Below are 26,825 nucleotides of genomic sequence, written 5' to 3' on the forward strand. Positions count from 1 at the left end.
TTCCTTACGAAATTGCCGTTGTAAAAACGGCTTCATCCTTGAATTGCCACTCGTGCCAATTTTCTATGGCATCGATTTTTTCGTCGCGAATAACCTTTAAAACCGCTTGCAGCGCATCGTCTTCGATCGGCAATCGCGGCCGTCGCGGCCAGCCCCCCGCAACGCCATGCGCGTTTAACACCGCTTTTGCAGCACGAATGCCGCCATTGGCATATGTCGTGGTGAACAAGCGAATTACTTTACCATAGGCATTGAACATGCCGTGCATGTCACCGGCCTCATAGCAATTAACAACCGTCATGCAGAGATTTGGTGCGATATTCGCTTCTGACGTCAGAAAGCCATAGCCGCCAAGCGATAAACACAATGTCGCTTGATGCGGACCACCTACAAAGATATTGGCGCGCCCTTTAAGCCCCTCAATCAAAGAGGTCAGATAAGAAATGTCCTGATGGCTACAATTAAGGTCGATCAAATTATCATGCTCTTTAAACAGAGCAAAAATCACCTCCGGCGGGATTACATATCCAACCGATTGGTGTGTCGAGAAGACAAGCGGTATTGAGACCGCCCCCAGCACTTCGCCATAATAAGCCTTTAATTCATCCGGGCGCGGCGCATGACCATGACCGACATCGAGCGAATAAACCTGCGCCGCATCAACGCCACACGCCTCCGCCAGTTTAAGGAAATCGACCATCTGGTCGGCAGTGCGCGGCTCGACGCCCATGGCCCGAATGGGGACTGTGCCCTTCACTTCGTCCACGGCAATTTCGAGCAATTTGCGCGTTTCATCGCGCGAAAGCGTATAGCCTTCGCCGCTTCCCGCGCCCCCTACATAGATCCCTATGCCCGCATCCGCCAAGCGCCGCAGATGCGCCCGAAAACGCGCTTCATCCAACTCCCCGGCTTCAGCAAATGGTGTTATGCTGATGGCAAACGCTCTTGGGGTTGCGCTCACGCTACCACCCTCCCTGAAGCCTTATTGAATGGCCCCTGATTAATATATAGATCTTTTATACCATTATTTATTCGACGCGACAACTGGTTGAGCGCGCACAAATAATCTATATTATTGAAACCATATAATGAGATTGCGCGCGCTGGCGTATAGCGCTAACACCAAACCAGATCGGTTTCGCCGCAGTTTGCGGAATGTACAGTAGAATAGGCAATCTCGATCACACAGACCAACCCGGCAACCGACACTAAAAACGAAGAATAAAACCTTGCAACCAGCGAACCCCGAAAGACCAGCGCAAATAAAACAGCCCCGCATCGCGGAAATTATTGCTGATGCCTTGCGCCAAAAGATCCTCTCCGGCGAACTCGAGGATGGCGGAATGCTGCCCAAGCAAGATGAGCTGGAAAACGAATATGCGGTCAGCCCGCCATCTATTCGCGAGGCGCTTCGCATTCTTGAGACCGAAGGCCTTCTGACGGTTCAGCGCGGCAAGATCGGGGGCGCAGTTGTGCACCGTCCACGCCCGAAAAAAGCGGCCTATATGCTGGCGCTTGTGATGCAATCTCGCTCGATTGATCTGCAAGATCTGGTGGATGCCATGCGCCAGCTAGAGCCGGCTTGTGCCGCTGCCTGTGCAGACCGGAAAGACCGACATCAAACCGTCCTTCCGAAACTCCGCGCTGTTCTCGACCTTGCCAATGAATTTATCGAAGACGCCCATACATTTATTGGCCTCGCCCGCCAGTTTCATATCGAAATTGTTGCTCATTGCGGCAATGAAACCATGAGCATCGTGGTCGGGGCGCTGGAACAAATCTGGTCGGCACAGGTTGATTTGCTCGGACGGTCCCAATCGCAACACGGCTCTTTTGCCAATCTGGCAACCCGCAAAGCGCTCGCCCGGGAACATGAAGAAATTTACAATCTGATCTCCGATGGCGATTCGCGCGGCGTCGAAGAGGCGCTACGCAAGCACTATTCAAGCACCGCCGAAACCGGCGAGCGGCGTCATGAATTCAGCCTGGATTCAATCGTGAACGCCTCTACGATCTCCAAGTAATTAGCGTCCGCACACTTTAACCCTCTGAAAATCCGATCGCCGATTGGGGCTAGCTTTTTGAAAAAAGCCGGTCCGATCGGCCGTTCGACCTATTATCCGCACAATTTTCTCGCCCGAGCGCATATTGGCATTTGACTTTTGCATTTTCTTTATCTTATATATCTTTTAATATTATAGGAGTGCGGAGAAAATCTATGCCATTAGGGAATTCAATACTGATCTCGGCGGACAGCCATTACACAGAACCAGGTGATATTTTCATCAACCGCGTTCCATCGAAGTTTAAGGATGTCGTGCCGCGCATGGAGCGCATGGAAAAAGGCGACGCCTGGGTTTACGAGGGCTTTAAAGAGCCGATCAATTTTGGCCTCAATGTCTGTGCCGGCAACGAACCGGAAAACATGAAGCCTTGGGTGAATTTCGATGAAATTCGCGCTGGCGGCTATGACCCCAAAGCCCGGTTGGAAGAACAGGATCGCGACGGCATCTCAGGCGAGGTCATGTATCCGACCCCGCGCCTTTCCGTTGCTATGTATGCGACCGAAGATGTTGATCTGCACCTTTCGATTGTTCGTGCGTATAATGATTGGCAGTCGGAGTTTTGTGAGCACGCGCCAAACCGCTTTTGCGGATTGGTGATGATGCCAAATCGCGGCGGCCCAAAAGCCACGATCGAAGAAATGGAGCGCGTGCTTGGCCGTCCCGGCATGCGCGGCGTTACCATGGGTTGTTATCCAAACGGCACGACGACAATCAAACCTGAAGATGACATGGTCTGGGAATATCTGGAAGACAAAGGTATTCCGGTAAACATACACGTTGCCCTTTCGGTTGGTCGTCCCGGCGAACACAAGGTCAAGCTGCCGGGCTGGGGGCGCTTTTTCGACGTACCAACCCGCATGATCGAGATGATCTTCTCCGGCGTATTCGATCGCTACCCCAATCTCGAAATCATGTTTGCGGAAGTTGATTTTGGCTGGCTGCCTTATGTCAAAGAACAAATTGATAATAACTACCAGCGGCTCGAGCCGACGAATAAGTTTGGCCTCCAGAAAATGCCAAGCGATTATATCGATCGCCATATTCATCTAGGATATATGACCGACTCGTTTGGTGTACGGAACATGGACCTTGTGAATCCGGAACGGGTTTTGTGGGGTTCTGATTACCCGCATATCAGCGCCGATTACCCCTTCTCATGGCGCACAATTCAATCGTCCACCATTGGATTGAATCAAAAAGTCAAAGATCTGATTACCTATAAAAATGCCGCGCGCATGTATGGGTTTGATATCTAAGTCAGGACCACACCTTGATATGGAGTTCACTTGACACCCAACCCTGTAAGTGACGTTCATTTCAACTTTTCCGGCCGCTCTGCCATTGTTACAGGCGCAGCGGCCGGCATTGGTAAGGCAATCGCAATTCGGCTTGCCCGCGCTGGCGCATCAGTTTGCCTCGTCGACATCGATCAAGATAAATTAAACACCGTTGCGCAATCACTTGGCGATCAAAATCACCAAGTGCTTTCCATTTATGGTGATCTCCGAAACTGGGATTTCGCAGATCAGGTTTTCGAACGCGCATATGACGCATTCGGACCGATTGATACGCTGGTCAATTGCGCCGGTATTTTTCCCGCCTCACCCTTTGCCGAAATAACCGCTGATTTCTGGGACAAAATTCACGACCTGAATCTGAAGGCGGCGATGCGCATGTCTCAGGTTGCCTGCGCGCATATGAACGAGCGCAAAATCAGCGGCACTATTGTCAATATTGCTTCGATTAACGCATTCCGGGGCAAGGCACGCCACGCCGCCTATTCCGCGTCCAAAGCCGGTCTTGTATCGCTAACACGAACGCTCGCGCTCGAACTCGCCCCATCAATTCGCGTAAACGCAATCGCACCGGGTCCGGTCGATACGGAAGGCGCAGTGGCCGCAGCCGCCGAAAAAACAGAAGGCCGGGAAGCGGAGCGGATCAAAGAAAACTATATCGAAAAAATTCCGCTACAACGTTTTGCCTCACCCGATGAGATCGCAATTGCGGCAATGTTCCTCGCAAGTCAGAGCGCAAATTACATTACCGGTACCACGCTTGTGGCCGACGGCGGCTTAACCCTCAGCTAAGACACCACCGACCACATAGATAAATCGGTTATTTATTGCTCGGTCTCTTCAACGACCGTGCGCCGCGCCCGCCAGAACAGATAAGCGGCAAGGAAGCCCGGAAAAGTCGATACAATCAACGACCATCGCAATCCCTCCCCTTCACCCATATTGAACTGGTGCGCGAATATATCGCTCATCAGGCCGACACCAACCGGCCCCAGACCCAAGCCAATCAGATTGACCACCAACATTAGAACCGCAGTGGCTGTTGCCCGCACATGACGCGGAACAATTGTCTGCGCAGTCGCAAACACAGGGCCAAACCAAAGCGCGTTTACAACCGCTTGCAGCGCGAGCAGGAAGATCGCCGCAACGGCACTGCCAACCAGAATTGCACTGATGTAAAGCGGTATCGTCACGAGCGAAGCGACAGCCGGGATCGTAACATAGGCCTTGATATCGTTCTTACTGAACCGGTCTGCGAGGTAACCCCCTAAAAACGTTCCGATTACACCTGCCGTACCGCCAATACCGCCAAGCGCCAGACCGAGAAAGCCGATTGACTGGACATTGAATTGCGCCGCCAATGACGCAATTTCCTCAGCGTGATTGCGTAGAAAAAATGATGCTGTAAATGGTGAATGGCCATAGCTGATGAAGGATTTAATTGCGAAGCCAAAAACGATGAGCCAATAGGTCTTTTTATTATATAACAGCTTCATCGCATCCCGAAAATTGACGCGATTTTCGGCGGTTTTCACGGCCTGAAGGGCCTGCGCCGCCCGCGGCTCACGCAAAGTGAAATAGGCAATAAAGGCGATCAATATACCCGGCGCACCAGCGACATAAAATGCCACGCGCCAGCCATACATATCGGCAATTAATCCGCCTACCGTTGTTCCGATCAAAAAGCCAAGCGGCGTACCAATCGAAAAGAATGCAATTGCCGATGCCCGTTTTTGTTTCGGCGCATAGTCGGAAATTAGCGATAACGCAGCAGGCGCACACCCCGCCTCACCGACACCGACCCCGACGCGAACAAGCACCAACTGGACAAAGTTCCGCGCAACACCACAGAGCACTGTAAACGCACTCCAGAACCCTATGCTCAGCGATATGATCAGCGGGCGATTGCCATATTCCGCAAACCGCGCAATCGGAATGCCCAGAAGACTATAAAAGACCGCAAAGGCAAGCCCCGTCATAACGCCGAGCTGCCAATCGGCAAGGCCAAGCTCTTGTTTTATAGGCTCAGCGAGAATGTTGATGATCTGCCGATCAATATAATTGAGGGTAAAGATAATCAGTAAGAGGACGAGCGCATACCGCAAATATCCTGGCGATACTGGCTTTATTTCATCGTCTTCCTGCGTCGCATCATTATCATTCGGTTCGTTTTCTGGTCGCGCTTTCGCTAAATCTTTTAAAATTGGCGACTCTCCCTGTTGACTTCGCATATGCATTTTTAGTGCGACACGCGATTACCGGGCCGCTATTATAGTTGTATCGATGTGCGCCGCCCCCACTGCGATTGCCATCCGGCACGCTTGGCACCCTGAAACCGGGTCTTGAGAGACGCCACACATCCAGCCCGGTTCGATTTTTATTTTTATAAATGATTTAGTCAAGTTATTTTGCGCCCTGCAAATTTTGACACCCCTCGCCCTCCATTTGCCCATTGTTTTTATTACATATTTCTCGGCATTGCGTGCAAACCCCTGATTTCACAGGGAGATTTTATCGACCTATTTTGGCCAATTCGATCCTTGTTATATAAACATTTATATGATAACGAATTTCACAAGATAGGGCGACGCCTGAAAGAGCGCCCGCACAGGGATTGAAACAAAGGGGTGAGCGAGATCGATGCTCAACAAAGTAACCTCCATAGAAAATATCGTCGACAATCTGGAAGACGGCATGACCATCGCCATTGGGGGGTGGGCCACTCGGCGTAAACCCATGGCGCTTATTCGGGCCATTGCGCGCTCGTCCGTTAAAGACCTCACCATAATCAGCTATGGCGGGCCAGACGTCGGCACGCTTTGTGCCGCAAAAAAAATTCGGAAACTGATCTTTGGTTTTGTCTCCCTCGATCACATTCCCCTTGACCCTCATTTCCAACTTGCGCGCCAGTCTGGCGAACTTGAAGTCATCGATCTTGACGAAGGAATGGTTCATCTGGGACTTCGCGCCGCCGCCATGCGGCTACCATTTTTGCCGACCCGATTGGGGATCGGAACCAGTGTCGTCGATCAAGATTTATTCAAGACCATACGCTCCCCATATGGCGATGGAGAACTCTTGATCGCGATGCCTGCCTTAAAACCGGATGTCGCTTTGATTCATGTTCACGAGAGTGATCAGGCGGGCAACTCGCTAATATTCAGCCCAGATCCCTTTTTCGATGAAATGATGGCGCGCGCGGCAGACAAGGTTTACCTTTCGGCAGAGCGCATTGTGACGACCGAGGCGCTAGACATGCATAAAAACGCGCGGTTCAACCTGTTTGAACGATGCGTTGTCTCTGCCGTAGCAGAAGTGCCTTTTGGCGCTCATCCGACCGGTGCCTCACCCGACTATGGCATCGATATGAACCATCTAAAGGCATATAAGTCAGCATCCGATGAGGAAGCATGGGCGGACTATAGCGCCCGTTATATCACGCAATCCCATGACGAATATATCGATGCGGTCGGCGGCAAAGACGCCATTTCTTCAATTCCAGCACCAATTTACTAGTGACAGGCATGACCGATTATTCTTTATCCGAACTATGCATTGCCGCTGCTGCCGACGCCTGGCGGGATGATGGCGAAGTTTTGGCCACGGGGATTACGCTATTACCGCGCCTCGCCGCGGGTCTAGCAAAGCTGACCATCAATCCCGCACTGATGTTGACGAATGGTGAGAACATGTTCGCCGCTGCGCCCGTGCCTGTTGGTCCGCGCAAAGCCGATGATTTCATCGCCGAAGGGTGGGCCCCTTATGACCGTACATTCTATAATCTATGGAGCGGCAAACGCCACGCGATGGTCAGCCCCGTTCAAATTGATCGGTTCGGCCAAACCAATATAAACCTCATTGGCGATGTTAACGCGCCAAAGCGCGCCTTTCTTGGTGCGCGGGGTTTTCCCGGAAATTCAATTTCGCACCCGAATAGTTTATTCGTGTACGCACACTCTACGAAAACCTTTGTCGCAGACGAAGTCGATTATGTTTGTAGCGTCGGTTACAACCCCGCACGATGGCCAGACGGCAAAAAACCTGCGGGGCTCGATCTTCGGGTCATTATAACGGATCTTTGCATTCTCGACTTTAATGGGCCGAACAATGCAATTCGCCTCAAAAGTGTTCACCCGGGCATTTCGGTCGATCAAATTGTCGAAAATACCGGTTTCTCGCTGGTCATTGACGGAGAACCACCGACGACCCCCGCCCCAACGGAAGAACAACTGACCATCATTCGCGAAAAGCTAGATCCGCACGATATGCGCGCAACTGCATTTAAAGGGAATCCACCCGGCGATCGCCGATAGGGGGCTGTAATGGCTGACGAAAACACATCCGACGCAGTCTACGAAACCGATGAACCTGTCCTTTATAAAAAGGATGGGGCGATCGCATGGATTACGATCTCTCGCCCGCGCTACCACAATGCACAAAACTCTCAAGTTACTTACGCGCTCGACGATGCATTCAAGCGCGCGGTCGATGATGATGACATCAAAGTCATTGTCCTGGGCGGCGATGGCAAACATTTTTCTGCCGGCCATGATATCGGCACACCCGGTCGTGACGTCGATAAAAGCTTTGATCGAACCACCCTATGGTATGACCATGTAAACAAGCCGGGTGCTGAGTTTCTCTATACGCGAGAGCAAGAAGTCTATTTAGGAATGTGTCGCCGTTGGCGCGATATTCCCAAACCGACCATTGCGATGGTGCAAGGTGCCTGCATCGCGGGCGGATTAATGCTCGCATGGGTTTGCGATCTCATCGTCGCATCTGACGATGCCTTCTTTCAAGATCCGGTTGTTCGGATGGGCATACCGGGCGTTGAATATTTCGCCCATGCTTTTGAGCTTCACCCGCGCATCGCGAAAGAGTTTCTATTCTTGGGCGATCGTTTACCGGCGGATCGGGCCTATCAACTCGGCATGGTCAATCGCATCTTCCCGAGAGATGAATTGCGCGATGGTGTCGCCGACATGGCAGCGCGCATCGCGAAAATGCCGCGATTGGGATTGGCGCTCACCAAACAAGCGGTGAACCATGTCGAAGACCTTCGCGGCAAACGCACAGCGATGGATAGCGTTTTTCACATGCACCATTTCGCCCATGCGCAGAATGATCTCGTTTCGGGCGACAGCCTCGCCGGCCTTGATGGCAAGGGAATGGCTCAAGCAAACAAGTCTTCGAAGGACGGAAAGTAGGCATTGGTGGCTGATCCGTTTCATACGGCACTTTGTGAAAGGACCGGATGTCGGTACCCGATCATTCAGACCGCGATGGGTTGGGTTGCCACCCCCGACCTTGTGATCGCGTCATGTCAGGCTGGCGCGCTCGGCTTTCTCGCTGGTGCAGTGATGACACCGCCGGAATTAACGACGGCAATTGCGCGCGTCAAAGCCGTTACCAATGCGCCATTTGGTGTAAATTTCCATATGTTTCAGCCCGGCGCGGAAGAAATTGTGGACATCATCATCCGCGAAAAAGTCGCCGCTGTTAGCTTCGGGCGCGGCCCAAATGCGGATATGATCGCGCGTTTCCGTGATGCCGGGATTTTAACGATACCGACCGTAGGCGCATTAAAACACGCCCGCAAAGTCGCTGACCTAGGCGTGGATATGATTACGGTCCAAGGTGGTGAAGGCGGCGGCCATACAGGCGGCGTCGCGACAACTGTTTTATTGCCGCAAATTCTTGACGAAATTGACATCCCCGTCGTCGCAGCTGGCGGCTTTGGGGATGGACGCGGATTAGCTGCTGCCCTCGCCTATGGCGCTGCGGGCATTGCGATGGGCACGCGTTTTCTTCTGTGCAAGGAGAGCCCGGTTCCGCCGGGCACGAAAGATAAATATTTAAACGCACGCGGCGAAGATATTATCGTTTCTTCGAAAATTGACGGCTTGCCGCAACGGGCAATACTCAATGAAAAACTGAGAAAGATCGAACAATCCTCCCCGCTATTGCGGTGGCGCGAAGCCATTATCGCCGGTCTTGAGCTTAAAAAACAAACCGGCGCGTCGTCGCTTGAACTGCTTCGATCGTTACGCTCGATGACGGCCCAGTCAGAGATGACCCTGACGCAGGCCATGATGGCCGCGGCCTCGCCCATGCTCATTCGCAAAGCCATCGTCGAGGGCAAACCCGAGCAAGGGATTATGGCATCCGGTCAGGTTGCTGGACGGATTGAAGAAATACCGTCTTGCCAGGAGTTAATCGAAAACATCATGAGCGACGCATCCGCACGGATCGCCAGCTTGTGTGGATAAACGAGAATAAGAAAGCGGGAGGGTAATTCGATGCCTATACGGACCAATGTCGAAAATCAAATCGCAGAAATCGTGCTTGATTGCCCGCCTGTCAATGCTCTTGATAGCCAGAGCTGGTTAAACCTCGCAGAGACGATTAGTAGAACCGGAGAACACGCGGATATTAAATGTATCCTTATCCGCGCCGAAGGACGGGGCTTTTGCGGCGGCGTAGACATCAAGGAAATGCAGGCCCACCCGGAACGTATCGTTACGCTTAATCGCGGCAATTATCTGACCTTTAAAGCCGTGCGCGATTGCCCGGTTCCTGTCATCGTCAGCGCACATGGCTTTATTATCGGCGGGGGAATCGGCATTTGCGGTGCCTCGGATACGATTATTGCTGCTGATAACGCTTATTTTTCACTTCCGGAAATTGATCGGGGCGCAATGGGCGGCGCTTCGCATTTATCGCGCATGCTCCCGCTTCACAAAGTCCGTGCCGCTTTCTTTACAGGCGGGAAAATATCGGCGGACGAAGCCTATCGGTTGGGCGGCGTTGAAAAAATCGTACCGGCGGAGACGCTTTTGGATCAATCGCGTGCGTTCGCTGCGATCATTGCCTCGAAAAGCCGAAAAGCACTGACACTCGCGAAACAAGCGCTGAATGGCCTCGAAGCCCGCGATGTCGATCACGGCTATCGGTTCGAACAGGGCTTTACCTTGGAAATGTATCTTCACGAAGACAGCCAGAAGGCAAGAGATGCGTTCGTCGCATCGAAAGACAAGGCTGTCTACTAAGGAAGAATGTGATGGAATTAGCGTACACAGAACAACAAAAAGCGTTTCGCAAATTATCGCGAGAATGGCTAACCGAAAATGTGCCTTCCGATCCCCTCCCCTCTTTTGACACGCCAGAAGGTTTCGAGGCACACCGCGCATGGGAAATGACGTTGCACGAGGGCAGCTGGAGCGCTGTTACCTGGCCCAAGGAATATGGTGGACGCGGATTAAACCTGATTGAATGGTTGATTTTTGAAGAAGAATACTGGCGCGCGGGCGCGCCCGGCCGCGTAAATCAAAATGGCTTGTTCCTACTCGCGCCGACCATGATGGAATATGGTTCAGATGCGCAGAAAGAACGGTTTTTGCCGCCAATGGCCAGCGGTGAAGAAATTTGGGCGCAAGCCTGGTCTGAACCGGGGGCCGGATCTGACCTCGCGGCAGTCAAAGCAAAAGCAACACGTGACGGTGATCGCTATGTCTTGAACGGTCATAAAATTTGGTCGTCACGCGCGGTGTTTGCCGACTGGGCATTCGGGTTATTTCGAACCGACCCCGATTCAGAACGCCACCGGGGATTATCGCTTTTGCTATTTCCCTTGGACAGCGACGGCGTAAGGGTTGAACCCATTGCGCAGATCGACGGCGAACCCGGCTTTGCAGAAATATTCCTTGAAGATGTAAAAGTCCCCGCTGACAATCTATTGGGCGGCGAAGGCAATGGCTGGTCCGTTTGTATGGCCACCGCCGGTTTCGAGCGCGGCTTAATGTTGCGTAGCCCCGCACGGTTTCAGGCCGCCGCCAAGCGATTAGTTTCTTTATACAAAGAGAATGCCGACCGGTTGGATGCGAGCGTTGAAGCCGCCGTCATGCAGGCAGTCTTAGATACTGACGCCTATTGCCTTTCGATTTATGCGGCCGCATCGAACATTTTAGCCGATGGATCAATTGGCCCAGAGGCCAGTTGTAACAAGATTTTCTGGTCGGAAATGGACATCGCCCTGCACCGTGCCGCCCTGTCAATTTTAGGCGCGCAAGCCGAGATTACCGCACAACCACAATCCGCTTCATGGCTTGATGGATATCTGTTTTCTCTCGCTGGCCCCATTTATGCGGGCACAAATGAAATTCAGAAAACGATCATTGCTGAACGTGTTTTGGGCATGCCGCGGAAGTAATAGCTATGAAATTTTTATTCAACGAAACACAAACCATGATGGCAGAGAGCATCCATTCTCTGCTCAATGATAATTACAGCTTCGGCGCCTTGCGCAAATTACTATCGGAAAACAAAAAGCACTCGCCCGACCTATGGCAGCAATTTGCAGAACTCGGGGTCACCGGCATGTTGGTCAGCGAAGAGCTGAACGGCCTTGGCTTGACCGAATCCGATCTTATCCTGATTGCCGAAGCGTGCGGATATTCGGCTATCCCTGACCCTTTAATTGATCAAGCTGGATTAGTTGCTCCTCTTTTAGCTGCGTGCACGAAGGCGTCCCGCGCTCATGATGTACTCCAGACCATCCTTGAGGGGCGCGGTATTGTCAGTATCAGCCATCCGCAAAATAAAATTACCACCGATACAAGCGTGTCTCAGTTTCTGCTTGGGATTTCTGATGCAGAAATACATCTGATCGACATGAACGAGGTTCATGTTACTCCTGTTGAAAGTGTCGATCCGCTGCGCGATATCGCGAATGTTGACTGGCAAACTAGCGCAGACACAAAAATCGCCGAGGGTGCAGACGCAGATCGACAGGCCGCATTATTGTTTGAACGCGGTGCATTGTTCAGCGCGGCGCAGGGATTAGGGCTTGCACAACGGGCAATCGATATCGCCGTTGAGTTTGCCAAGGAAAGGCAACAATTTGGAAAGGCAATCGGAACCTTCCAAGCGGTTAAGCACCTGTTAGCGACGGCCAAAGTTAAAATCGAGTTTGCCAAGCCGGTTGTTTACGCAGCGGCCGCGCAAATTGCGCAATCAGATATTTATTCCCGCTCCCGCGTCTCTCATGCGAAGCTCGCGGCGTTCGACGCCGCTGATCATGCAGCCCGAGCCGCGCTTCAGGTGCATGGCGCAATGGGCTATTCGTGGGAAGTTGATATTCACTTTATCCTTAAACGGATCATTGCGCTAAGCGGCATGTGGGGCGATTCGATATTCCATCGCGAACGCACAAAATTACGCATCCTTTCAACAGAGCTGGGTCCTGACCGCACATTCCTATCCGAAAATGAACAAGCGTTATCGGGAGGGCACCCATGACAGACAAAGACCCTGCTCTCGAAATCGATCCCGCACGCGCCCGGGAATACTATCAAAAAGGCTATTGGGAAAAAGAAACAATAGCCGAGCGCGTCGCGAAACACGCGCGCGAGAAACCAGGCGCAGTCGCCTATTACACCAGCCACGGCGCATTCACATGGCGCGACTATCATGATGCGTCAGAGAAGATTGCTGATGCGCTGTCATCCATCGGGTTAGAGCGCGGCGACCGTATTGCGGTCCTGCTTCCTGATGGCGCGTCGGTGCATGCGGCTTTTGTGGGGCTTGAAAAAGCCGGGTTCGTCATCGTCGGAATTGGAATTCGCGCGGGCCTTTCTGAGATAACGCATATCCTCAACCGGACGGGCGCGCGGGCGATGATTTCACACGCTTCGATACGAGACCTTAGCGCCGAGGATCTGGCCTCAAAGCTGCGCGCAAATGATTTGCCTGATCTCTTTTCTATCGTCATCCCGGAATTACAGACCGAAAAAGACGCGCCGATCACGATCAATGGCAAGCCTGTCACTCAACCAACAATTGAACGTCATGCCCCGCGCGGCCCCGACGAGTTATTTATGATCAACTCGACGTCGGGCACCACCGGCCTCCCCAAATGCGTGATGCACACCCAAAACCGTTGGGTCTATTTTCACAAACTTGCGGCCGAAGCGGGAAACTTTTCTGAGGCTGACATATTTCTTGGCCTCGTCCCTGCGCCCTATGGGTTTGGTTTGTGGACGGCGCATTTCTCGCCGACCCTTTTAGGCTGCCCTACCGTATTGATGGATCGGTTCAACGCGAAACATGCGCTTGATCTGGTCGAGATGCACAAAGTGAGTGTGGTGTGTTGCGTAAGCACACAATTTATCATGATGCTGAATGAGCGCGATGAGAACCCTCGGGACCTCACCTCCATCCGTTGTATGTTTACCGGGGGCGAGGCCGTTCCCGCCAAACGAGCCGCCGAGTTTGAAGACATAACCGGCGGCGCAGTCCTTCAGTTCTATGGGTCGAACGAAACCGGCGCGCTTAGCCGCACTACGTTCTCCGATAGCCAGGAACATAGATTGACAACCGCCGGCAAGATTATCGACGAGATGCAAGTACGCCTCTTCGATCCGGAAACCGGCGCGGACATAACCGATACGGCCTCAACCGGGCAGCCGGGCTGCAAAGGCCCGGCATTATGCCTTGGTTATTGGAATGACCCTAAAGCGAACCAGTCTCTGTATACAAAAGACGGATATATGCTGATGGGCGATATCGTCTCCATTAATGAGGACGGTTATCTTCGCGTTATTGGACGCACATCAGAATTCATTATCCGCGGCGGCAAAAACATAAGCGCGGCAGCGGTTGAGGAAGCCGTGGCGACCCATCCCGGAATCGCCCTTGCCGCCGTGGTTCCTGTCCCTGATACCGTCTTTGGCGAGCGCGTTTGCCTATACGCCTCCCCCAAACCAGGTTACGAAATTACCCTTGAAACGGTCGTCGATCATCTTGCAAGTAACGGCGTCAGCAAAGAATGGTACCCTGAATATTTTGTCGCTGTCGATGAATTGCCGCGTTCATCGGGCGGCAAAGTATCGAAAGCGGCGCTCAAAGAAGACGCGAAGAATCGCTTCGCGACAAAGGCATGAGAGGCGCAAGCCTATTGCCAATCGATCGAGCTGATCGGTCGATCAAGATCAAGACTGGTTTGATCATAACCGCGCTTGAAGTCGTCCATATGGCGTTGCATCCACTCGCGCGCGTTCTTCGTGTTTTTCGCCTTCAGGTGTTTGAAAATATTTTTATGCGCGTCAAGCACGCGCCGATGCGTTTTCATCCGGGACAAGATCACTTTACCGGACGGAATAAACAGCGTCGAGACCGGCTCATGGGCCAAGACAAGAACATGGTTATGGGTGGCAGCAGCAATGACCTTGTGAAACTCACGGTCAAGCTCAACGAAACGGCCCAACTCGTCATTCATACCTTGGTCAAGGTTTTTAACGATCACCTCCATCTCGGCAATATTTTGTGCGAGCGCGTCGAGCTCCTCCGGAAGGATGGTCGCCGCTGCAATCTCTGCAATTGGCGGTTCGATCATCGCCGATGCTGCCCAAAGCTCACGGAAAGTGACTTCGTGCAGGATCAATGCGCGAGCCGCCGACGAGGCGAGATCACCATATTTGGGCGCGGAGATTTTAGGCCGTTTTCCACCATCGCGAGCAACAAACCCGCTTTGCTCCAACAATCGTACACCCTCCCGCACGGTGGACCGGTTAACACCCAATTGCTCGGCAAGCGCGTGTTCCGTCGGCAACATGTCGCCAACGCGCAAACGCCCCGCAAGTATCTCTTTTTCAATTGCATCGTAAACGCGACGGTAGGTCGGTATGCGCCCTAATTTTGGTAATTTTGGCTGGTCCAATTTTCTGCCTTTCGAATTCGTATCGTGTTGCGATGTACCACTATTCGTGCTAAATACCAATTGTCGGACAATCCGATAGTCGGGGTGTAGAGTGGCAGATTTCGAGAACATAAAGTTGAGCATTGCTGGGCGGCGGGCGAACATCACCCTTGCGCGCCCGGACAAACTCAATCCACTCGATTGGTCGACGGTCCGCGAATTGAAACGCGTCACAAAACAGATCGACGCGAATGAAGACATAAGTTTTGTCGTTATCACCGGTGAAGGACGGAGTTTTTCAGCGGGGGGCGACCTCGATGGTTACCTGCACCTATATCGGCACCCTGAAGAATTCGCGGCGTTTCTTGCGGATTTCTACGATATGTTGGTAACCATCGAACAATCACCCAAAATTTATATTGCGGCCATTAATGGTATCTGCGTCGCAGGCGGCCTTGAGCTTTTGCTCGCATGCGATTTGGTAATCGCGCCGGAAAGTGCGCGCATTGGCGACGCTCATTTAAATTTTGGCCAACTCCCCGGTGCTGGCGGTTCGCAACGCTTACCGCGCGCTGTCGGAATGTTACGCGCAAAATATCTGATGATGACCGGTGTTTTAATCAGCGCACAAACCGCTGCTGAGTATGGCCTGGTTTCCCTTGTTGTGGCGGATGACGACTTCACCAAGGAAATCGATGCGTTAGTTGATAATCTCAGCGCGAAAAGCGTGATCGGCCTGCGCGGTATGAAAACGCTTTCAGCAATGTCTGAGCAGCTTTCTCTGGAAGAAGGGCTGAAGCAGGAAATCGAATATGTGCACCGCTATGCGACCACAGAACGGGACGCAACCGAAGGGCTGGTAGCATTCAAGGAAAAGCGTCAGCCAAAGTTTAATAAGGGCGAAAACTAATCATGGTTATGTGGAGTTTGAGAGATAAATACGCCATCGCGGGAATTGGGTGGACGGATTTTTCAAAAAAATCTGGAAAGACAGTACAAAGCCTCGCCTCCGAAGCGTGTCTGCGCGCGATCGAAGATGCTGGATTGACGGTTGATGATATTGACGGCTTTGTCAGCTATAATTTCAATGACTCAGTCCCATCAATGGCGGTCGCAACTGAGCTTGGTGTCCCCAAAGCCGGATATGCGGTTGATTTTCTAAGTGGCGGTAATGCCGCAAATTTGATTACCCTTACCGCAACAGCCGCGATTGAGGCTGGCCTTGCAAAGAATGTCATTTGCTTTCGCGCAATGAATGGGCGGTCCGGCTTTCGCCTTGGTGGTGGCCGAGATATGGCCGCACACGGAATAACCCAATATACGGCCCCGTTCGGCTGGATCACATACCCGCAAGCGATGGCCATGTGGTGCCGCCGGCATATGATCGACTTTGGCACGACGCCGGAACAGCTTGGCGAGATTGCGGTCACCTTCCGCCATAATGCTATCAAAAATGAACGCGCTATGCAGCGCGAACCGATCACCATGGATGACTATCTGAACTCAAAAAAGATCGTCGATCCGTTTCGCATGCTCGACATTTGCCTTGAAACCGATGGTGCCTGTGCGGTGCTGATTACCAGCGCGGATCGCGCCAAGGACATGAAACAAAAGCCGGTCTATATTTCGGGCGGCGCTTATGGCGGCGGCCCGAACCAGGGCGAGGATTTATTCGACGCCATTCGCTGGCCAGACCATTCAAGCAATTATGCCGCCTATATCGCCGACGAGCTTTGGGCCAGTGCGGGCATGGGGCCAAACGATATTGACTTCGCCCAGATCTATGACTGCTTCACCTATTCCATCATCATGCAGCTCGAAGGCTTGGGCTTTTGCAAAAAGGGCGAAGGCGGCCCCTTCGTCGAAGGCGGGCGCATCGCGATGGATGGTGAATTACCGCTCAATACCGCTGGGGGCCTGTTATCGGAAGGCTATATCCATGGGCTGAACCATGTGATCGAGGCAACGCAACAATTGCGCGGTCAGGCCGGTGATCGGCAATTGAAAGACATCGAAACCTGCTTGACGACCGCTGGTGCCATGACCTGCGGCAGCGCGATGGTATTGAGGAATTAGCAATGACATATAATAAACCGACACCCGCGCTGGACCCCGACAGTACAAAGTTTTGGGAAAGCTGCCGTGCGCACCAATTACAGGTTCAGCAATGTTCGAATTGCAACCGTAAACGGTTTCCGGCCAAAACCCATTGCGCAAACTGTCAGTCTACCGACCATGATTGGGTTGAGGCATCCAACACCGGCCATGTTTATAGCTGGATTGTCGTACGCCACCCGATTCCCAAAAGCGTCTTTGGAGATGATGTCCCCTACGCTGTTGCGCTTATCGACCTAGAGCCCGGGGTGCGGATGGTATCCCGTATTGTCGATTGCGACCCTGATGATGTCGCCGCCAATATGCAGGTACAGGTGAAATTCGACGACGTCACCGATGAGCTTACGCTTCCAAACTTCAAACCAATTGACAGGTAAGAGCACGATGGAACAGCAAGCCCCTTTTGAAAGCTCCCCTTTGCTTGGCGATGCCGCCCGGTTATCGAGGCCAGAGCTTGAGGCGCTTCAGCTGTCCAAATTAAAACAACAGATTGCGCGCCTCTATAAAAAAAGCGCCTATTACCATGACCGGATGAAGCAAGCTGGTCTGACGCCAGATGACATCACGTCGATCCGCACTTTCACCGAACGCTTTCCGACGACAAACAAGGCAGACTTTCTAAAAGACCAGAACGAACACCCGCCCTTTGGGGAGCGTCTGAGTATCGACCGGAATGAAGTCGCGCTCGTCAATATGACTGGCGGCACCTCCGGCCAGGGGCAAGAGATATACGGGCGCACCCATCGCGACATTCATCAATTGGGATACTTACATGCGCTGCCATGGTATTTTGCCGGGCTTCGGCGCGGCCAGATTGCCATAAACTGCGTACCGTCTGGCGGCCTCACCACGGGTGGCTGGGGTCCGGCCGAAGGCTTTCGTATCATTGGCGCAACCGCATTCAATGCCGGTGGCACCTTGTCGACCGACGCACTAATCGATTTGATGGTGCGAATTGGTGACGTGAATTTTATTTATGCGTCCACCAACTATTTGCACACCCTAACCGAGGCGATGCTGAAACGCGGCATATCGCCAAAAGACTCATTTCCCAATATGCGGGGGCTTTTTATTGCCGCTGAGGGATATCCGCTCGAATGGGCAACAAAGATCGAAACCCACTGGAACTGTCGCCTGCAAGAAGGCTATGGCAGTACCCAGTGTAATGGTTTTGGCGGGTCCACCTGCGATAATGGCGTATTCGGCGATTACAATGGTCGTGGATTAATTCGCCTGTTCGAGTGGGAATTTCTTTTTGAAATTATTGATCCAGATACCAACCAGCCCACAGAACCCGGCGAACGGGGTGAACTAGTTGTCACCACCCTATCTGCGCAAGGAAGCCCGACAGTCCGATTTAGAACTGGCGATTCTGCCCGCTATATTCCGTGGGATCAGGTCGACGATGGTCGCGCGTGGAACGCTATTCCGTGCGGTGAAATAAGCCGGCTTGACGATATGATGAAAATTCGCGGCAACAATGTTTGGCCAAGTGCAATTGACGCCGCCATTTTCTCTTTTGCAGAAGTCAATGAATATGCAGGACGTGTGTTCACGGAAAATGGCAAAACGCAAGTTTTGGTCCGCATTGCCCTGAATGACAACGCATTATCAATGACGGAAAATCAGAAAACAAATTTCCTGCGGTCAGTACAGGACGCAATCAAACAAAAAACAAATGTGAAGATGCAAATCGAAATTGCTCCGCGCTCAGCACTGCCGGAATTCACCTACAAAGCCCGTCGCTGGACTGATGACCGACAGGAAGGATACCAACTTTAAGAATATCGGCGCTGAAGGGAGGAACCTATGGCCCGTAAGGAAGATCAAAAAGACACGGACGACGACCTCATATTGAGAAACATGCTGGACCTCGCGACAACGCTTTGCGAAGGCGAGGACGCATTTCTATCCGGCCAGTATGATTATCTCAGACAAAGGATTGATGCACTCATTGAAATAAGGCGCGCGCGATATGCCAACTAAACCAAAAAACAAACAGAAAATCGACTCTCGTTTTCGGCTTGACGGACGCGTGGCGGCCATAGTTGGCGGGGGCGGTGACATCGGCGCGGCCGCGGCTTGCGCCATTACCGACGCTGGCGGCTCAGTCGCCTTAATCGGTAGGAACATCGACCGCTTAAACGAATCCGCCGCCGCCGTAGAGCAATTCGGCGCGGAACCATTAATCATCAAGGCGGATGCACGAAATCAGAACGAAATTCGTGCGGCATGTAATGACGTGATCGATACTTTTGGAAAAGTCGATATTCTTTTTAACAATGCGGGCATCACTTCTCCAAAGACGATATTTGATCTTGAACCTGATGAATGGAACAACATCATCGAGACCAATATAAACGGTGCCTATAATGCGATCCGATTTTTTGGACAGGAAATGATCAAAAATAAATATGGCCGCATAATCAATATGGGTTCGATTCTCTCTGGTCGGGGGATGGCGACACGATCCGCCTATTGCGCCAGTAAGGCCGCCCTCGCCAATCTTGGATCGGCAACCGCATTCGAGCTCGGCGAACACGGCATCACCGTCAACACCATCGGTGCATCGGTGATCGTGACAAATCTGAATCGCGATTTGATTACCGCACAGCCGGAACTTTATTCGCAGATCATCAAACGGACGGCACTCGGCCGCTTAGGTCAGCTCGAGGATGTAACTGGCACACTTGTCTTTCTTGCTTCGGATGCTGCGCGTTACATCACTGGCCAAACGATATATGTCGATGGCGGTTACACCGCCGGTTAATCACTAAACGGAATATTTGAATGACCCAATCAACACCGCTTGCAACGCTCTTTGATCTTTCCGGAAAGACAGCGCTCATCACCGGGGGATCACGAGGCATTGGCTTTCAGATGGGTGAAGCACTGGGCGAGTTCGGGGCCCGGCTGATCATAACCGCACGAAAAGAGGATGAACTCAAAGAAGCCGTAGCGAAATTTGCGGAACAAGGGATCGAGGCCCGTGCAATTTCAGCCGACCTTGGCAAAAACGGCGAAGTCGACCGTGTAATGGAAGACATCGAAAAGAATGACGATCGCGTCGATATTCTTATCAACAATGCCGGGACTTCTTGGGGCGCTCACACAGAAGATCATCCACCCGAAGCATGGGACAAGCTTGTTGCATTGAATATGACTGCGCCTTTCCTTTTGGCGCAGGCTGTCGCCAAGCGCTGGATGCTAACGCAAAAGCATGGCCGCATTATCAATGTCGCGTCTGTTGAAGGGCTGCAGGGGCACCATCCTAGAATGATCGGCACCATCGCCTATAATACCACTAAGGGCGGACTAATTAATTTCACGCGCGCCCTCGCCGCAGAATGGGCCCAGCATGGCATCAATGTGAACGCGATTGCACCGGGATACTTCCCATCGAAATTAACCGGCTATGTCATTTCAAAATTCGAAAAAGAACTCGTGAACGATACGCCGCGCGGCAAGCTCGGCGATGAAACCGACCTGAAAGGCGCGGCGTTGCTGCTTGCGTCTGGCGCAAGTGCCCATATCACCGGACAAATTCTGGTGGTCGATGGCGGTGCATCCGTAATTTAGCGCCCGCCCATCATATAGAAAACAACTCACGATCGTCCTAACGCCGGCTTACTCAATCGAGTGGCCGGTATTTTCTGTTCTGGGCAAATGGCGTCCAAAGCCTAAATTTCTCCCCGAAAAACAATGCCCTATCACGGGAACGAAGGGATATTCGCGGAAAAATCAGTCATTCCGGATGGCAGGCGCATAATCAAGATTGACTTTTCTTATAAATCCTTTATAAGATTAGAGCATGAAAGATACACGGAATGCTGGCTGAAAAAATGAGTATCACGGACCCTAAAAAACTACGCAGCGCCCTCGGTAAATTCGCAACTGGTGTCACCATCGTCACCACGATCTCGCCCGACGGCGAACCGGTTGGCGTTACGGCGAACAGCTTTAGCTCCGTTTCGCTTAATCCCCCGCTCGTTCTTTGGTCGCTAAGCAAGTCCGCCTATTCGTTGGAGGCGTTTAGCGAGTCCGGTCATTTTGCTATCCATGTGTTGACCCAAGACCAGTCAGCGCTTTCGAATAAATTTGCTCGTTCCGGTGAGAATAAATTCGATGACACCGACTGGCGCGCTGGCACATTAGGATCACCAGTCTTTCCGCAATATGCAGTTCGTTTTGAATGTAAGACCCGTCATCAATATGATGGTGGTGATCATTTCATTTTCGTCGGCGAAGTAATTTCGTTTGACGAGCAGAACCTGCCGCCGCTCGTATTCCACGATGGAAAATACGCAGGCACAACGCAACTTGAAAAACTTGCGAATGGCGCAGCAAACAATCAAGCGATCACGAATAAGTTCGTCCTGCGCCTACTCGCGGAGAGCGAATTTCTTACGGCACCACTTGCCTCGAAAAAGCTGAGCGATTGGGACCTTTCCGGCGAGGAATTCATCTTGCTCGCTGCGGTAAAACTTGGCGGCATAAAGACGCTTTCAGCGCTCCAGAAGGAAATGAATGAGCTTGGTTTCGTCTTCGACGACGAGCTTATCAATGCGCTTGTGTCAAAACAGAAGATCCGACTGCTGGATCAGGAAAATGACCGCGAAATCGTTCTGAGCCAGGACGCAATAGCTGCAATTCTTGATATTAGCGAACAAACCGCCTCCCCCACGCAACGTCGTCACTTGCGGATTGCGCGTGCTGATGATCGTCACATTGAAAATCGTCAGCACGCGTAAATGTTTCCTGATCAGCAGCAGCGTTGAAAATCACCCTGCCGCAGGTCGAACGCCGATTTAACAGCGCGTGAAGCGCCCAAGACCTATGGTTGAGATTTTGATCAAGAAGATATTCCCGCTCATTGCCGGCCTAATAATATTCGCCATCGGTATTGCTCAGGTGCTCCCCGGCGCTGTTTTATTACAATTAGGGGGCACGCCCTATTACATTTTTGCGGGCATCATTTCCATTGCGGCGGGCGTTCTTATGTTCATGCGCCAGCGCGAAGGCATTGCGCTCTTTGCGGTACTGGTGTTGGCGAGCAATTGGTGGGCCTATACCGAAATCGCCTTTTCCGGTTTCGACTATTTCACACGCATCGCCTTTGTTTTTTCCGCGCTCTTGGCATTAACAATCGCGCAAGCACCGTTCAACAAACTGTTCAGTGACACAAGACACTATAGGACGCTCGTGCATTACTTGCCCGTGACGACGCTCGGCATCACCGCAATATTGTGTGCCTACGCCATAGTGTCATCGATACCGGCCCAAAAGTACCATGACGGCGACCTACCGCCCCCGGTCATTCAGGAAACAGCCGATTACGAAGATTGGACTGACTATGGCGGGTCATTGGCCGGTCAGCGCTTTAGCGGACTGACGCAGATATCACCTCAAAATATCAAAAAGCTAAAGCTTGCCTGGTCCTACCGGACAGGGGCACAAGACGGCCTTGGCGCGCGTAGCCGCTTTACCGCGACGCCAATAAAAATCGACAATTCATTATTCGCTTGCACGCCCAATAATGTGGTCTTTGCGCTTGATGCAGGAACCGGCGCTGAGCTTTGGCGCTATGACCCAGCGCCGAAACTTGAAAAAGCATTCTCTTTGGTATGTCGAGGCGTCTCCATCCATCAATCCGGCGGGACTGAGTTTTGCGCTGATCGCATTCTGTTCGGCACTGTCGATGCGCGCCTCATTGCTCTTGACGCGAAAACTGGAAATCGGTGTACTGATTTTGGTCAGAGCGGCGAAATTGATCTTCGTGTTGACCCTGAAAGCCCCTATGCGCTCTATTATTACCCTTCATCGCCGCCAACAGTCATTGGCGATATCGCGATAATTGGCGGTTACATCCTTGATAATCAGACCGACCAAGCGCCCACCGGTCTGGTCCGTGCCTTTGATGTTAAAACCGGCGCGCTACGCTGGACCTGGGATGCTGGCCGCAGCATCGCAAAAACGCTCCCTATCGACGACACACCCACGCCGGGCAATCCTAATGCTTGGGCCGTTTTTAGCGCCGATCCGCAACTTGGATTGGTGTATGTCCCGACCGGGAACAGCGCCCACGACATCTACGGCGGACAACGCACAACTGCGGCGGAGAAATTCTCAACCTCAATTGTCGCGCTCGACGCGGCGAACGGAAACGTCGTCTGGAATTTTCAAGCCGTGCATCATGATGTGTGGGACTATGATATGCCGGCGCAGCCGCCGCTACTTGACGTGACCGTGGATGGTGTGAAAACACCGGCCCTTATCGCACCGACAAAAGCTGGCGAGATTTTTCTACTCGACCGGCGAACCGGTGTTCCCTTGTCGGACGTCACGGAAAAGCCCGTCCCGCAAGGGGGCGTTTCTGGCGAGCGACTTTCCCCGACCCAGCCACACACGGCCGAATTGCCGAGCTTTGGCCCTCCTGATTTGACCGAAACATCTATGTGGGGTGCTACGCCGTTTGACGCCATTGCGTGCCGAACCAAGTTTCTACGCGCCCGATATGATGGACGCTTCACCCCACCCTCCTTAGGCGGATCGATCGCCTATCCGGGGACAATCGGTGCATTGAACTGGGGCAGCGTTTCTGTTGATCCCCATCGAGAGATCATGGTCGTGAATACGTCCTGGATGCCGTCGATGTTGACATTGGTTCCGCGCGACGAAGCTGACGCGCTTGGCGCGGTGCCAATTTTTCCGGACAAGAGCAAACCCATCATCGATAAGGATGGCGGCATATTAATGGCGCAAGCCGGTGCCGATTACGCCGTGAAATTTCAGATTGCCATTTTATCGCCGCTGGGCTTCCCATGCCATGCACCGCCTTGGGGCATGTTATCGGCGGTCGATCTGAAAACCAAAAAACGTCTTTGGTCGCGGCCGATTGGCACGACCGCGGATACCGCCCCATTCGGATTGTCGCTGCCCCTCGGCATATTCAATATCGGCGGCTCAGTTACTACCGCAAGCGGTCTCGTTTTCATTGGCGCAACAACGGATGGATATTTTCGTGCATTTGATTTGGCCAGTGGCAAAATTTTATGGGCATACAAACTACCTGCTGGCGGGCAGGCAACGCCGATGACCTATCAGGCCGACAATGGCAAACAATACGTCGTCATTGCTGCCGGTGGACATGGTTCTTTGAGTACGAAACGGGGTGATTACATACTCGCTTTCGCGATCGAAGAGTGAATTTGAAAAGCATTGAAAAAATAATTTAGGCATATGGGAGAGACATTTTGAAAATGGATTGGAACTCGGCTTTCGCAACGCAGATGAACCGCGTAATGGCTTCGGAAATTCGCGAACGCGCAAAAACAATTGATCTTTCAGCCGTAATCCAGCTTGGCGGCGGGCTGCCAGACCGGGCAATATTACCGCATCCGCTCGTTCAATCCGTATGCGATACGATACTGAAAACTGATGGTGAGGCAGCGCTACAATACGCGCCGAGTGAAGGCTATGGCCCCCTACGGGAATGGCTGGCGGCGTATGTTACCAAAACGGAATTTCCGTGCTCGCCCGATAATATCCTGATTACGAATGGCTCCCAACAAGCGCTTGACCTGATTGGCCGCGTATTTCTTGATGTCGGCGATCAGGTTGTTCTTGATGCCCCGACATTTATTGGTGCAATCCGCGCATTTGACCTTACCGGTGCGGACTATGCGGATATTGGCTCTGATTTTAATCAGCCGAATGAAGATAGCTTGAAAAATTCCAGCCTCGGGTATTTTCAGGCCGATTTTTCGAACCCCGGCGGTACATGTTATTCCGAAAAGGAACGGACATTATTGAGCGATCTTGTTAATCGCTATTCCCTACCGATTATCGAAGATGCGTGTTACACCCCGCTTCGGTATGAAGGTGAACCCCTGCCATCTATTCAGGCAATAAACGTCGCGCAAAATGGCGGTATCGATAATTCGCTTGTCTTCCGCACCGGAACATTTTCAAAAACCATCGCGCCCTCACTTCGTGTTGGCTGGATTATCGGGCCTAAAGAAGCCATCCGAAAAATTACGCTGGTGAAACAGGCTTGCGATCTATCCACCGGAAAATTGGCGCAGATGATCGCCCAATCCATCGCAAGCCAGCATTTTGACTCTCAATGTGAAAAAGCAGTCGCGACCTATAAGCCTCGATGCGCCGCAATGTTAAAGGCATTGCGAGAACACATGCCCGATGGTGTCAGCTGGACCAAACCAGAAGGTGGTTTTTACATCTGGCTGACCCTGCCGGACCTTATAGACAGCAAGGACCTCGCCAACCGATCCTTGACCGAAGCGCAGGTGTCGATCATTTCCGGCCATGCATTCTTTCCCGGTGACGGGGGCGCAAAATATGCGCGGTTGAGCTTCTCGCTTGAGCCCGAAGAGAAAGGCACCGAAGCGATTAAACGATTAAGCGCACTTATTCGCTCAATGTAAGGGACATTTCCGATGCACAGTGATCAATGGGATAGTTGGTCACGATAGGTCGATAGGTAATCGGAAAATGCTTTCTTTATCTCAGAGTCGGTGATCCCAAAATCTGATGCCGCGTAATGATGCGCCCCATGCTTCCCCTGTCGGTTCTCGGTCAGATAGTCCGATATCTTCTGGTCGAGATCATTCGGCCAATCCAGATGATAACGTTCATAAATCGATCGAACGACCAGATGCGGATCACGAAGTAAGTCAGGGTAAAATACATCCTGCACCGAACCAGGGTCCGCAGCCTTGTTGGCTAAATTCCGGCGCATCACTTCACTTTGCATCTTAATATGAAAGCGCGCTGTTTCTGCGGCATTCACCTCAGCCGTTTTGGTATGAAGAGATAGCGCTAAACTCGTCATGCTCGGAATAACGTCTACCGGGTCGCGATGGGTCTGCACGATCATGGCGTTTGGAATATATTTTCGTAACAAATCCGTATTCGGTGTATGGACCGGTGATTTGAGAACCAGCCGCCGATCAAGATCGAGACTTTGAAACAGCGGCAGGAAGGACGCGTATTCTTGATAGGCGCGCGCTTCGTCTTGCGACATCAACCAATCGATATAGCCGTAAAATGGCCCAAAGCCCCACCACGCATAGGAAAGAAAAGATTGCGCCATCACGGCGGTATCTTCTTCCGGCGTATCGGCAAACATCGCATGTTTCTTCACGAGGTCCGGTGACGCGGCCGACAATAGTGCGAGACTGAATTGCGCGCGCCGACGGCGCAGCTTTTTCGGTTGCCATGCAAAGGGGTAAAAAACCTCATAGGCCGCAACGCCGCGATGATTAGGGTCAAGCGACAAAAGCCTGTGCAGTAGTGTTGTCCCCGAGCGCGGCTGGCCCGTAACGATAAGAGGCGCATGAAGCGGTGTCTCGAAGAACTGTTTTTGCGTGCTTTGGCCTTGCACCCAGATAAGGCGATTAACGAGCTGTCGGGTAATTGTGAGGCGCATAACCCAACTGCCAAACGGGGTCAGTCTAGCGTCGTGATTTGCGGAATCGACAAGCGCCTTCAACCCGTCAAGAAAACGCATATCGCCAAAATCATCAAGCTTTGATCGGCGTCTGGCAATAGACAGCAATTGATCGGCGTTGAGTTCACGCACTGAACCATGTTTATTATAGGTTTTGATCAGTGTCGGAACAATCATGGATT

General features: G+C 52.2%; 25 protein-coding genes. 21 read left to right on the forward strand and 4 right to left on the reverse strand.

Features of this window, described 5'->3' with window-relative positions; all coding sequences use genetic code 11:
- Nucleotides 1–4 precede the first annotated feature (4 nt).
- Entirely contained in the window at nt 5–961 is a 957-nt protein-coding gene (locus tag ABFZ83_RS09705) for a dihydrodipicolinate synthase family protein (RefSeq protein ID WP_411816353.1), read from the reverse strand.
- A 268-nt stretch (nt 962–1,229) separates the two neighbouring features.
- Here ABFZ83_RS09705 and ABFZ83_RS09710 point away from each other — a divergent pair, with 268 nt between their 5' ends.
- The 3 genes from ABFZ83_RS09710 to ABFZ83_RS09720 all read left to right on the forward strand — a co-directional run bounded on the left by ABFZ83_RS09710 (nt 1,230) and on the right by ABFZ83_RS09720 (nt 4,153).
- On the forward strand, nt 1,230–2,024 hold the full coding sequence (locus ABFZ83_RS09710; RefSeq protein ID WP_411816354.1) for a FadR/GntR family transcriptional regulator: 795 nt from the start codon (nt 1,230–1,232) through the stop codon (nt 2,022–2,024).
- A 194-nt stretch (nt 2,025–2,218) separates the two neighbouring features.
- Nucleotides 2,219–3,322, forward strand: a complete 1,104-nt coding sequence (locus tag ABFZ83_RS09715) for an amidohydrolase family protein (RefSeq protein WP_411816355.1) — start codon at nt 2,219–2,221, stop codon at nt 3,320–3,322.
- Nucleotides 3,323–3,352: 30 nt separating this feature from the next.
- Complete coding sequence (locus tag ABFZ83_RS09720; RefSeq protein ID WP_411816356.1) at nt 3,353–4,153, forward strand: SDR family NAD(P)-dependent oxidoreductase; 801 nt, start codon at nt 3,353–3,355, stop codon at nt 4,151–4,153.
- A 32-nt stretch (nt 4,154–4,185) separates the two neighbouring features.
- On the opposite strand, the gene ABFZ83_RS09725 is transcribed toward ABFZ83_RS09720, so the two are convergent.
- Nucleotides 4,186–5,592, reverse strand: coding sequence for a spinster family MFS transporter (locus ABFZ83_RS09725; RefSeq protein WP_411816357.1), 1,407 nt, complete (start codon nt 5,590–5,592; stop codon nt 4,186–4,188).
- 409 nt (nt 5,593–6,001) lie between these two features.
- On the opposite strand from ABFZ83_RS09725, the gene ABFZ83_RS09730 reads away from it, so the two are divergent.
- From ABFZ83_RS09730 to ABFZ83_RS09765, 8 genes are read left to right on the forward strand one after another with little or no spacing between them, the layout of a single operon-like run.
- A complete protein-coding gene (locus tag ABFZ83_RS09730) occupies nt 6,002–6,877 on the forward strand; it encodes a CoA transferase subunit A (protein WP_411816358.1) in 876 nt (291 codons plus the stop codon).
- Nucleotides 6,878–6,885: 8 nt separating this feature from the next.
- Nucleotides 6,886–7,674: a CoA-transferase subunit beta gene (locus tag ABFZ83_RS09735; RefSeq protein ID WP_411816359.1), complete on the forward strand. Its 789-nt coding sequence runs from the start codon at nt 6,886–6,888 to the stop codon at nt 7,672–7,674.
- A 9-nt stretch (nt 7,675–7,683) separates the two neighbouring features.
- On the forward strand, nt 7,684–8,571 hold the full coding sequence (locus tag ABFZ83_RS09740) for an enoyl-CoA hydratase (protein ID WP_411816360.1): 888 nt from the start codon (nt 7,684–7,686) through the stop codon (nt 8,569–8,571).
- Nucleotides 8,572–8,577: 6 nt separating this feature from the next.
- Complete coding sequence (locus ABFZ83_RS09745; RefSeq protein WP_411816361.1) at nt 8,578–9,633, forward strand: NAD(P)H-dependent flavin oxidoreductase; 1,056 nt, start codon at nt 8,578–8,580, stop codon at nt 9,631–9,633.
- 30 nt (nt 9,634–9,663) lie between these two features.
- On the forward strand, nt 9,664–10,413 hold the full coding sequence (locus ABFZ83_RS09750; RefSeq protein WP_411816362.1) for an enoyl-CoA hydratase family protein: 750 nt from the start codon (nt 9,664–9,666) through the stop codon (nt 10,411–10,413).
- 11 nt (nt 10,414–10,424) lie between these two features.
- Entirely contained in the window at nt 10,425–11,573 is a 1,149-nt protein-coding gene (locus tag ABFZ83_RS09755; RefSeq protein WP_411816363.1) for an acyl-CoA dehydrogenase family protein, read from the forward strand.
- A 5-nt stretch (nt 11,574–11,578) separates the two neighbouring features.
- Nucleotides 11,579–12,661 carry an acyl-CoA dehydrogenase family protein gene (locus ABFZ83_RS09760; RefSeq protein ID WP_411816364.1) on the forward strand — a complete coding sequence of 361 codons (1,083 nt, stop codon included), beginning with the start codon at nt 11,579–11,581 and terminating at the stop codon, nt 12,659–12,661.
- Entirely contained in the window at nt 12,658–14,304 is a 1,647-nt protein-coding gene (locus tag ABFZ83_RS09765) for a class I adenylate-forming enzyme family protein (protein WP_411816365.1), read from the forward strand. Before ABFZ83_RS09760 ends, ABFZ83_RS09765 begins: the two co-directional genes overlap by 4 nt.
- A gap of 11 nt (nt 14,305–14,315) precedes the next feature.
- On the opposite strand, the gene ABFZ83_RS09770 is transcribed toward ABFZ83_RS09765, so the two are convergent.
- The gene (locus tag ABFZ83_RS09770) at nt 14,316–15,080 is read right to left on the reverse strand and encodes a FadR/GntR family transcriptional regulator (protein ID WP_411816366.1); all 765 of its coding nucleotides are present in this window, start codon (nt 15,078–15,080) and stop codon (nt 14,316–14,318) included.
- 91 nt (nt 15,081–15,171) lie between these two features.
- On the opposite strand from ABFZ83_RS09770, the gene ABFZ83_RS09775 reads away from it, so the two are divergent.
- The 10 genes from ABFZ83_RS09775 to ABFZ83_RS09820 all read left to right on the forward strand — a co-directional run bounded on the left by ABFZ83_RS09775 (nt 15,172) and on the right by ABFZ83_RS09820 (nt 25,618).
- The gene (locus ABFZ83_RS09775; protein ID WP_411816367.1) at nt 15,172–15,969 is read left to right on the forward strand and encodes an enoyl-CoA hydratase/isomerase family protein; all 798 of its coding nucleotides are present in this window, start codon (nt 15,172–15,174) and stop codon (nt 15,967–15,969) included.
- Nucleotides 15,970–15,971: 2 nt separating this feature from the next.
- Nucleotides 15,972–17,135 (forward strand): thiolase C-terminal domain-containing protein, encoded by a 1,164-nt coding sequence (locus tag ABFZ83_RS09780; protein ID WP_411816368.1) that lies wholly within the window; start codon nt 15,972–15,974, stop codon nt 17,133–17,135.
- A 2-nt stretch (nt 17,136–17,137) separates the two neighbouring features.
- Entirely contained in the window at nt 17,138–17,551 is a 414-nt protein-coding gene (locus ABFZ83_RS09785) for a Zn-ribbon domain-containing OB-fold protein (protein ID WP_411816369.1), read from the forward strand.
- 7 nt (nt 17,552–17,558) lie between these two features.
- Complete coding sequence (locus ABFZ83_RS09790) at nt 17,559–18,956, forward strand: phenylacetate--CoA ligase family protein (RefSeq protein ID WP_411816370.1); 1,398 nt, start codon at nt 17,559–17,561, stop codon at nt 18,954–18,956.
- Nucleotides 18,957–18,983: 27 nt separating this feature from the next.
- Nucleotides 18,984–19,160, forward strand: a complete 177-nt coding sequence (locus ABFZ83_RS09795; RefSeq protein WP_411816371.1) for a hypothetical protein — start codon at nt 18,984–18,986, stop codon at nt 19,158–19,160.
- Nucleotides 19,150–19,944, forward strand: a complete 795-nt coding sequence (locus ABFZ83_RS09800) for an SDR family NAD(P)-dependent oxidoreductase (RefSeq protein ID WP_411816372.1) — start codon at nt 19,150–19,152, stop codon at nt 19,942–19,944. The genes ABFZ83_RS09795 and ABFZ83_RS09800 overlap by 11 nt, the downstream gene beginning before the upstream one ends.
- 20 nt (nt 19,945–19,964) lie before the next feature.
- Nucleotides 19,965–20,753 carry an SDR family oxidoreductase gene (locus ABFZ83_RS09805; protein ID WP_411816373.1) on the forward strand — a complete coding sequence of 263 codons (789 nt, stop codon included), beginning with the start codon at nt 19,965–19,967 and terminating at the stop codon, nt 20,751–20,753.
- A 263-nt stretch (nt 20,754–21,016) separates the two neighbouring features.
- On the forward strand, nt 21,017–21,925 hold the full coding sequence (locus tag ABFZ83_RS09810) for a flavin reductase family protein (protein ID WP_411816374.1): 909 nt from the start codon (nt 21,017–21,019) through the stop codon (nt 21,923–21,925).
- An 85-nt stretch (nt 21,926–22,010) separates the two neighbouring features.
- Complete coding sequence (locus tag ABFZ83_RS09815; RefSeq protein ID WP_411816375.1) at nt 22,011–24,380, forward strand: membrane-bound PQQ-dependent dehydrogenase, glucose/quinate/shikimate family; 2,370 nt, start codon at nt 22,011–22,013, stop codon at nt 24,378–24,380.
- Nucleotides 24,381–24,433: 53 nt separating this feature from the next.
- Nucleotides 24,434–25,618 (forward strand): PLP-dependent aminotransferase family protein, encoded by a 1,185-nt coding sequence (locus tag ABFZ83_RS09820; RefSeq protein ID WP_411816376.1) that lies wholly within the window; start codon nt 24,434–24,436, stop codon nt 25,616–25,618.
- 23 nt (nt 25,619–25,641) lie between these two features.
- On the opposite strand, the gene ABFZ83_RS09825 is transcribed toward ABFZ83_RS09820, so the two are convergent.
- Nucleotides 25,642–26,820, reverse strand: coding sequence for a sulfotransferase family protein (locus ABFZ83_RS09825; protein WP_411816377.1), 1,179 nt, complete (start codon nt 26,818–26,820; stop codon nt 25,642–25,644).
- Nucleotides 26,821–26,825: the final 5 nt, after the last annotated feature.

Source organism: Hyphococcus formosus, assembly GCF_046736345.1.
Taxonomy (GTDB): domain Bacteria; phylum Pseudomonadota; class Alphaproteobacteria; order Caulobacterales; family Parvularculaceae; genus Hyphococcus; species Hyphococcus formosus.

What these genes read in the sequence shown, in the direction of transcription:
- ABFZ83_RS09750 (WP_411816362.1), top strand. Translation starts at nt 9,664, where the DNA reads ATGCCTATACGGACCAATGTCGAAAATCAAATCGCAGAAATCGTGCTT.
- ABFZ83_RS09825 (WP_411816377.1), bottom strand. Translation starts at nt 26,820, where the DNA reads ATGATTGTTCCGACACTGATCAAAACCTATAATAAACATGGTTCAGTG.
- ABFZ83_RS09760 (WP_411816364.1), top strand. Translation starts at nt 11,579, where the DNA reads ATGAAATTTTTATTCAACGAAACACAAACCATGATGGCAGAGAGCATC.
- ABFZ83_RS09820 (WP_411816376.1), top strand. Translation starts at nt 24,434, where the DNA reads ATGGATTGGAACTCGGCTTTCGCAACGCAGATGAACCGCGTAATGGCT.
- ABFZ83_RS09725 (WP_411816357.1), bottom strand. Translation starts at nt 5,592, where the DNA reads ATGCGAAGTCAACAGGGAGAGTCGCCAATTTTAAAAGATTTAGCGAAA.
- ABFZ83_RS09785 (WP_411816369.1), top strand. Translation starts at nt 17,138, where the DNA reads ATGACATATAATAAACCGACACCCGCGCTGGACCCCGACAGTACAAAG.
- ABFZ83_RS09795 (WP_411816371.1), top strand. Translation starts at nt 18,984, where the DNA reads ATGGCCCGTAAGGAAGATCAAAAAGACACGGACGACGACCTCATATTG.
- ABFZ83_RS09715 (WP_411816355.1), top strand. Translation starts at nt 2,219, where the DNA reads ATGCCATTAGGGAATTCAATACTGATCTCGGCGGACAGCCATTACACA.
- ABFZ83_RS09805 (WP_411816373.1), top strand. Translation starts at nt 19,965, where the DNA reads ATGACCCAATCAACACCGCTTGCAACGCTCTTTGATCTTTCCGGAAAG.
- ABFZ83_RS09730 (WP_411816358.1), top strand. Translation starts at nt 6,002, where the DNA reads ATGCTCAACAAAGTAACCTCCATAGAAAATATCGTCGACAATCTGGAA.
- ABFZ83_RS09765 (WP_411816365.1), top strand. Translation starts at nt 12,658, where the DNA reads ATGACAGACAAAGACCCTGCTCTCGAAATCGATCCCGCACGCGCCCGG.
- ABFZ83_RS09740 (WP_411816360.1), top strand. Translation starts at nt 7,684, where the DNA reads ATGGCTGACGAAAACACATCCGACGCAGTCTACGAAACCGATGAACCT.
- ABFZ83_RS09810 (WP_411816374.1), top strand. Translation starts at nt 21,017, where the DNA reads ATGAGTATCACGGACCCTAAAAAACTACGCAGCGCCCTCGGTAAATTC.
- ABFZ83_RS09735 (WP_411816359.1), top strand. Translation starts at nt 6,886, where the DNA reads ATGACCGATTATTCTTTATCCGAACTATGCATTGCCGCTGCTGCCGAC.
- ABFZ83_RS09780 (WP_411816368.1), top strand. Translation starts at nt 15,972, where the DNA reads ATGGTTATGTGGAGTTTGAGAGATAAATACGCCATCGCGGGAATTGGG.
- ABFZ83_RS09790 (WP_411816370.1), top strand. Translation starts at nt 17,559, where the DNA reads ATGGAACAGCAAGCCCCTTTTGAAAGCTCCCCTTTGCTTGGCGATGCC.
- ABFZ83_RS09755 (WP_411816363.1), top strand. Translation starts at nt 10,425, where the DNA reads ATGGAATTAGCGTACACAGAACAACAAAAAGCGTTTCGCAAATTATCG.
- ABFZ83_RS09800 (WP_411816372.1), top strand. Translation starts at nt 19,150, where the DNA reads ATGCCAACTAAACCAAAAAACAAACAGAAAATCGACTCTCGTTTTCGG.
- ABFZ83_RS09815 (WP_411816375.1), top strand. Translation starts at nt 22,011, where the DNA reads ATGGTTGAGATTTTGATCAAGAAGATATTCCCGCTCATTGCCGGCCTA.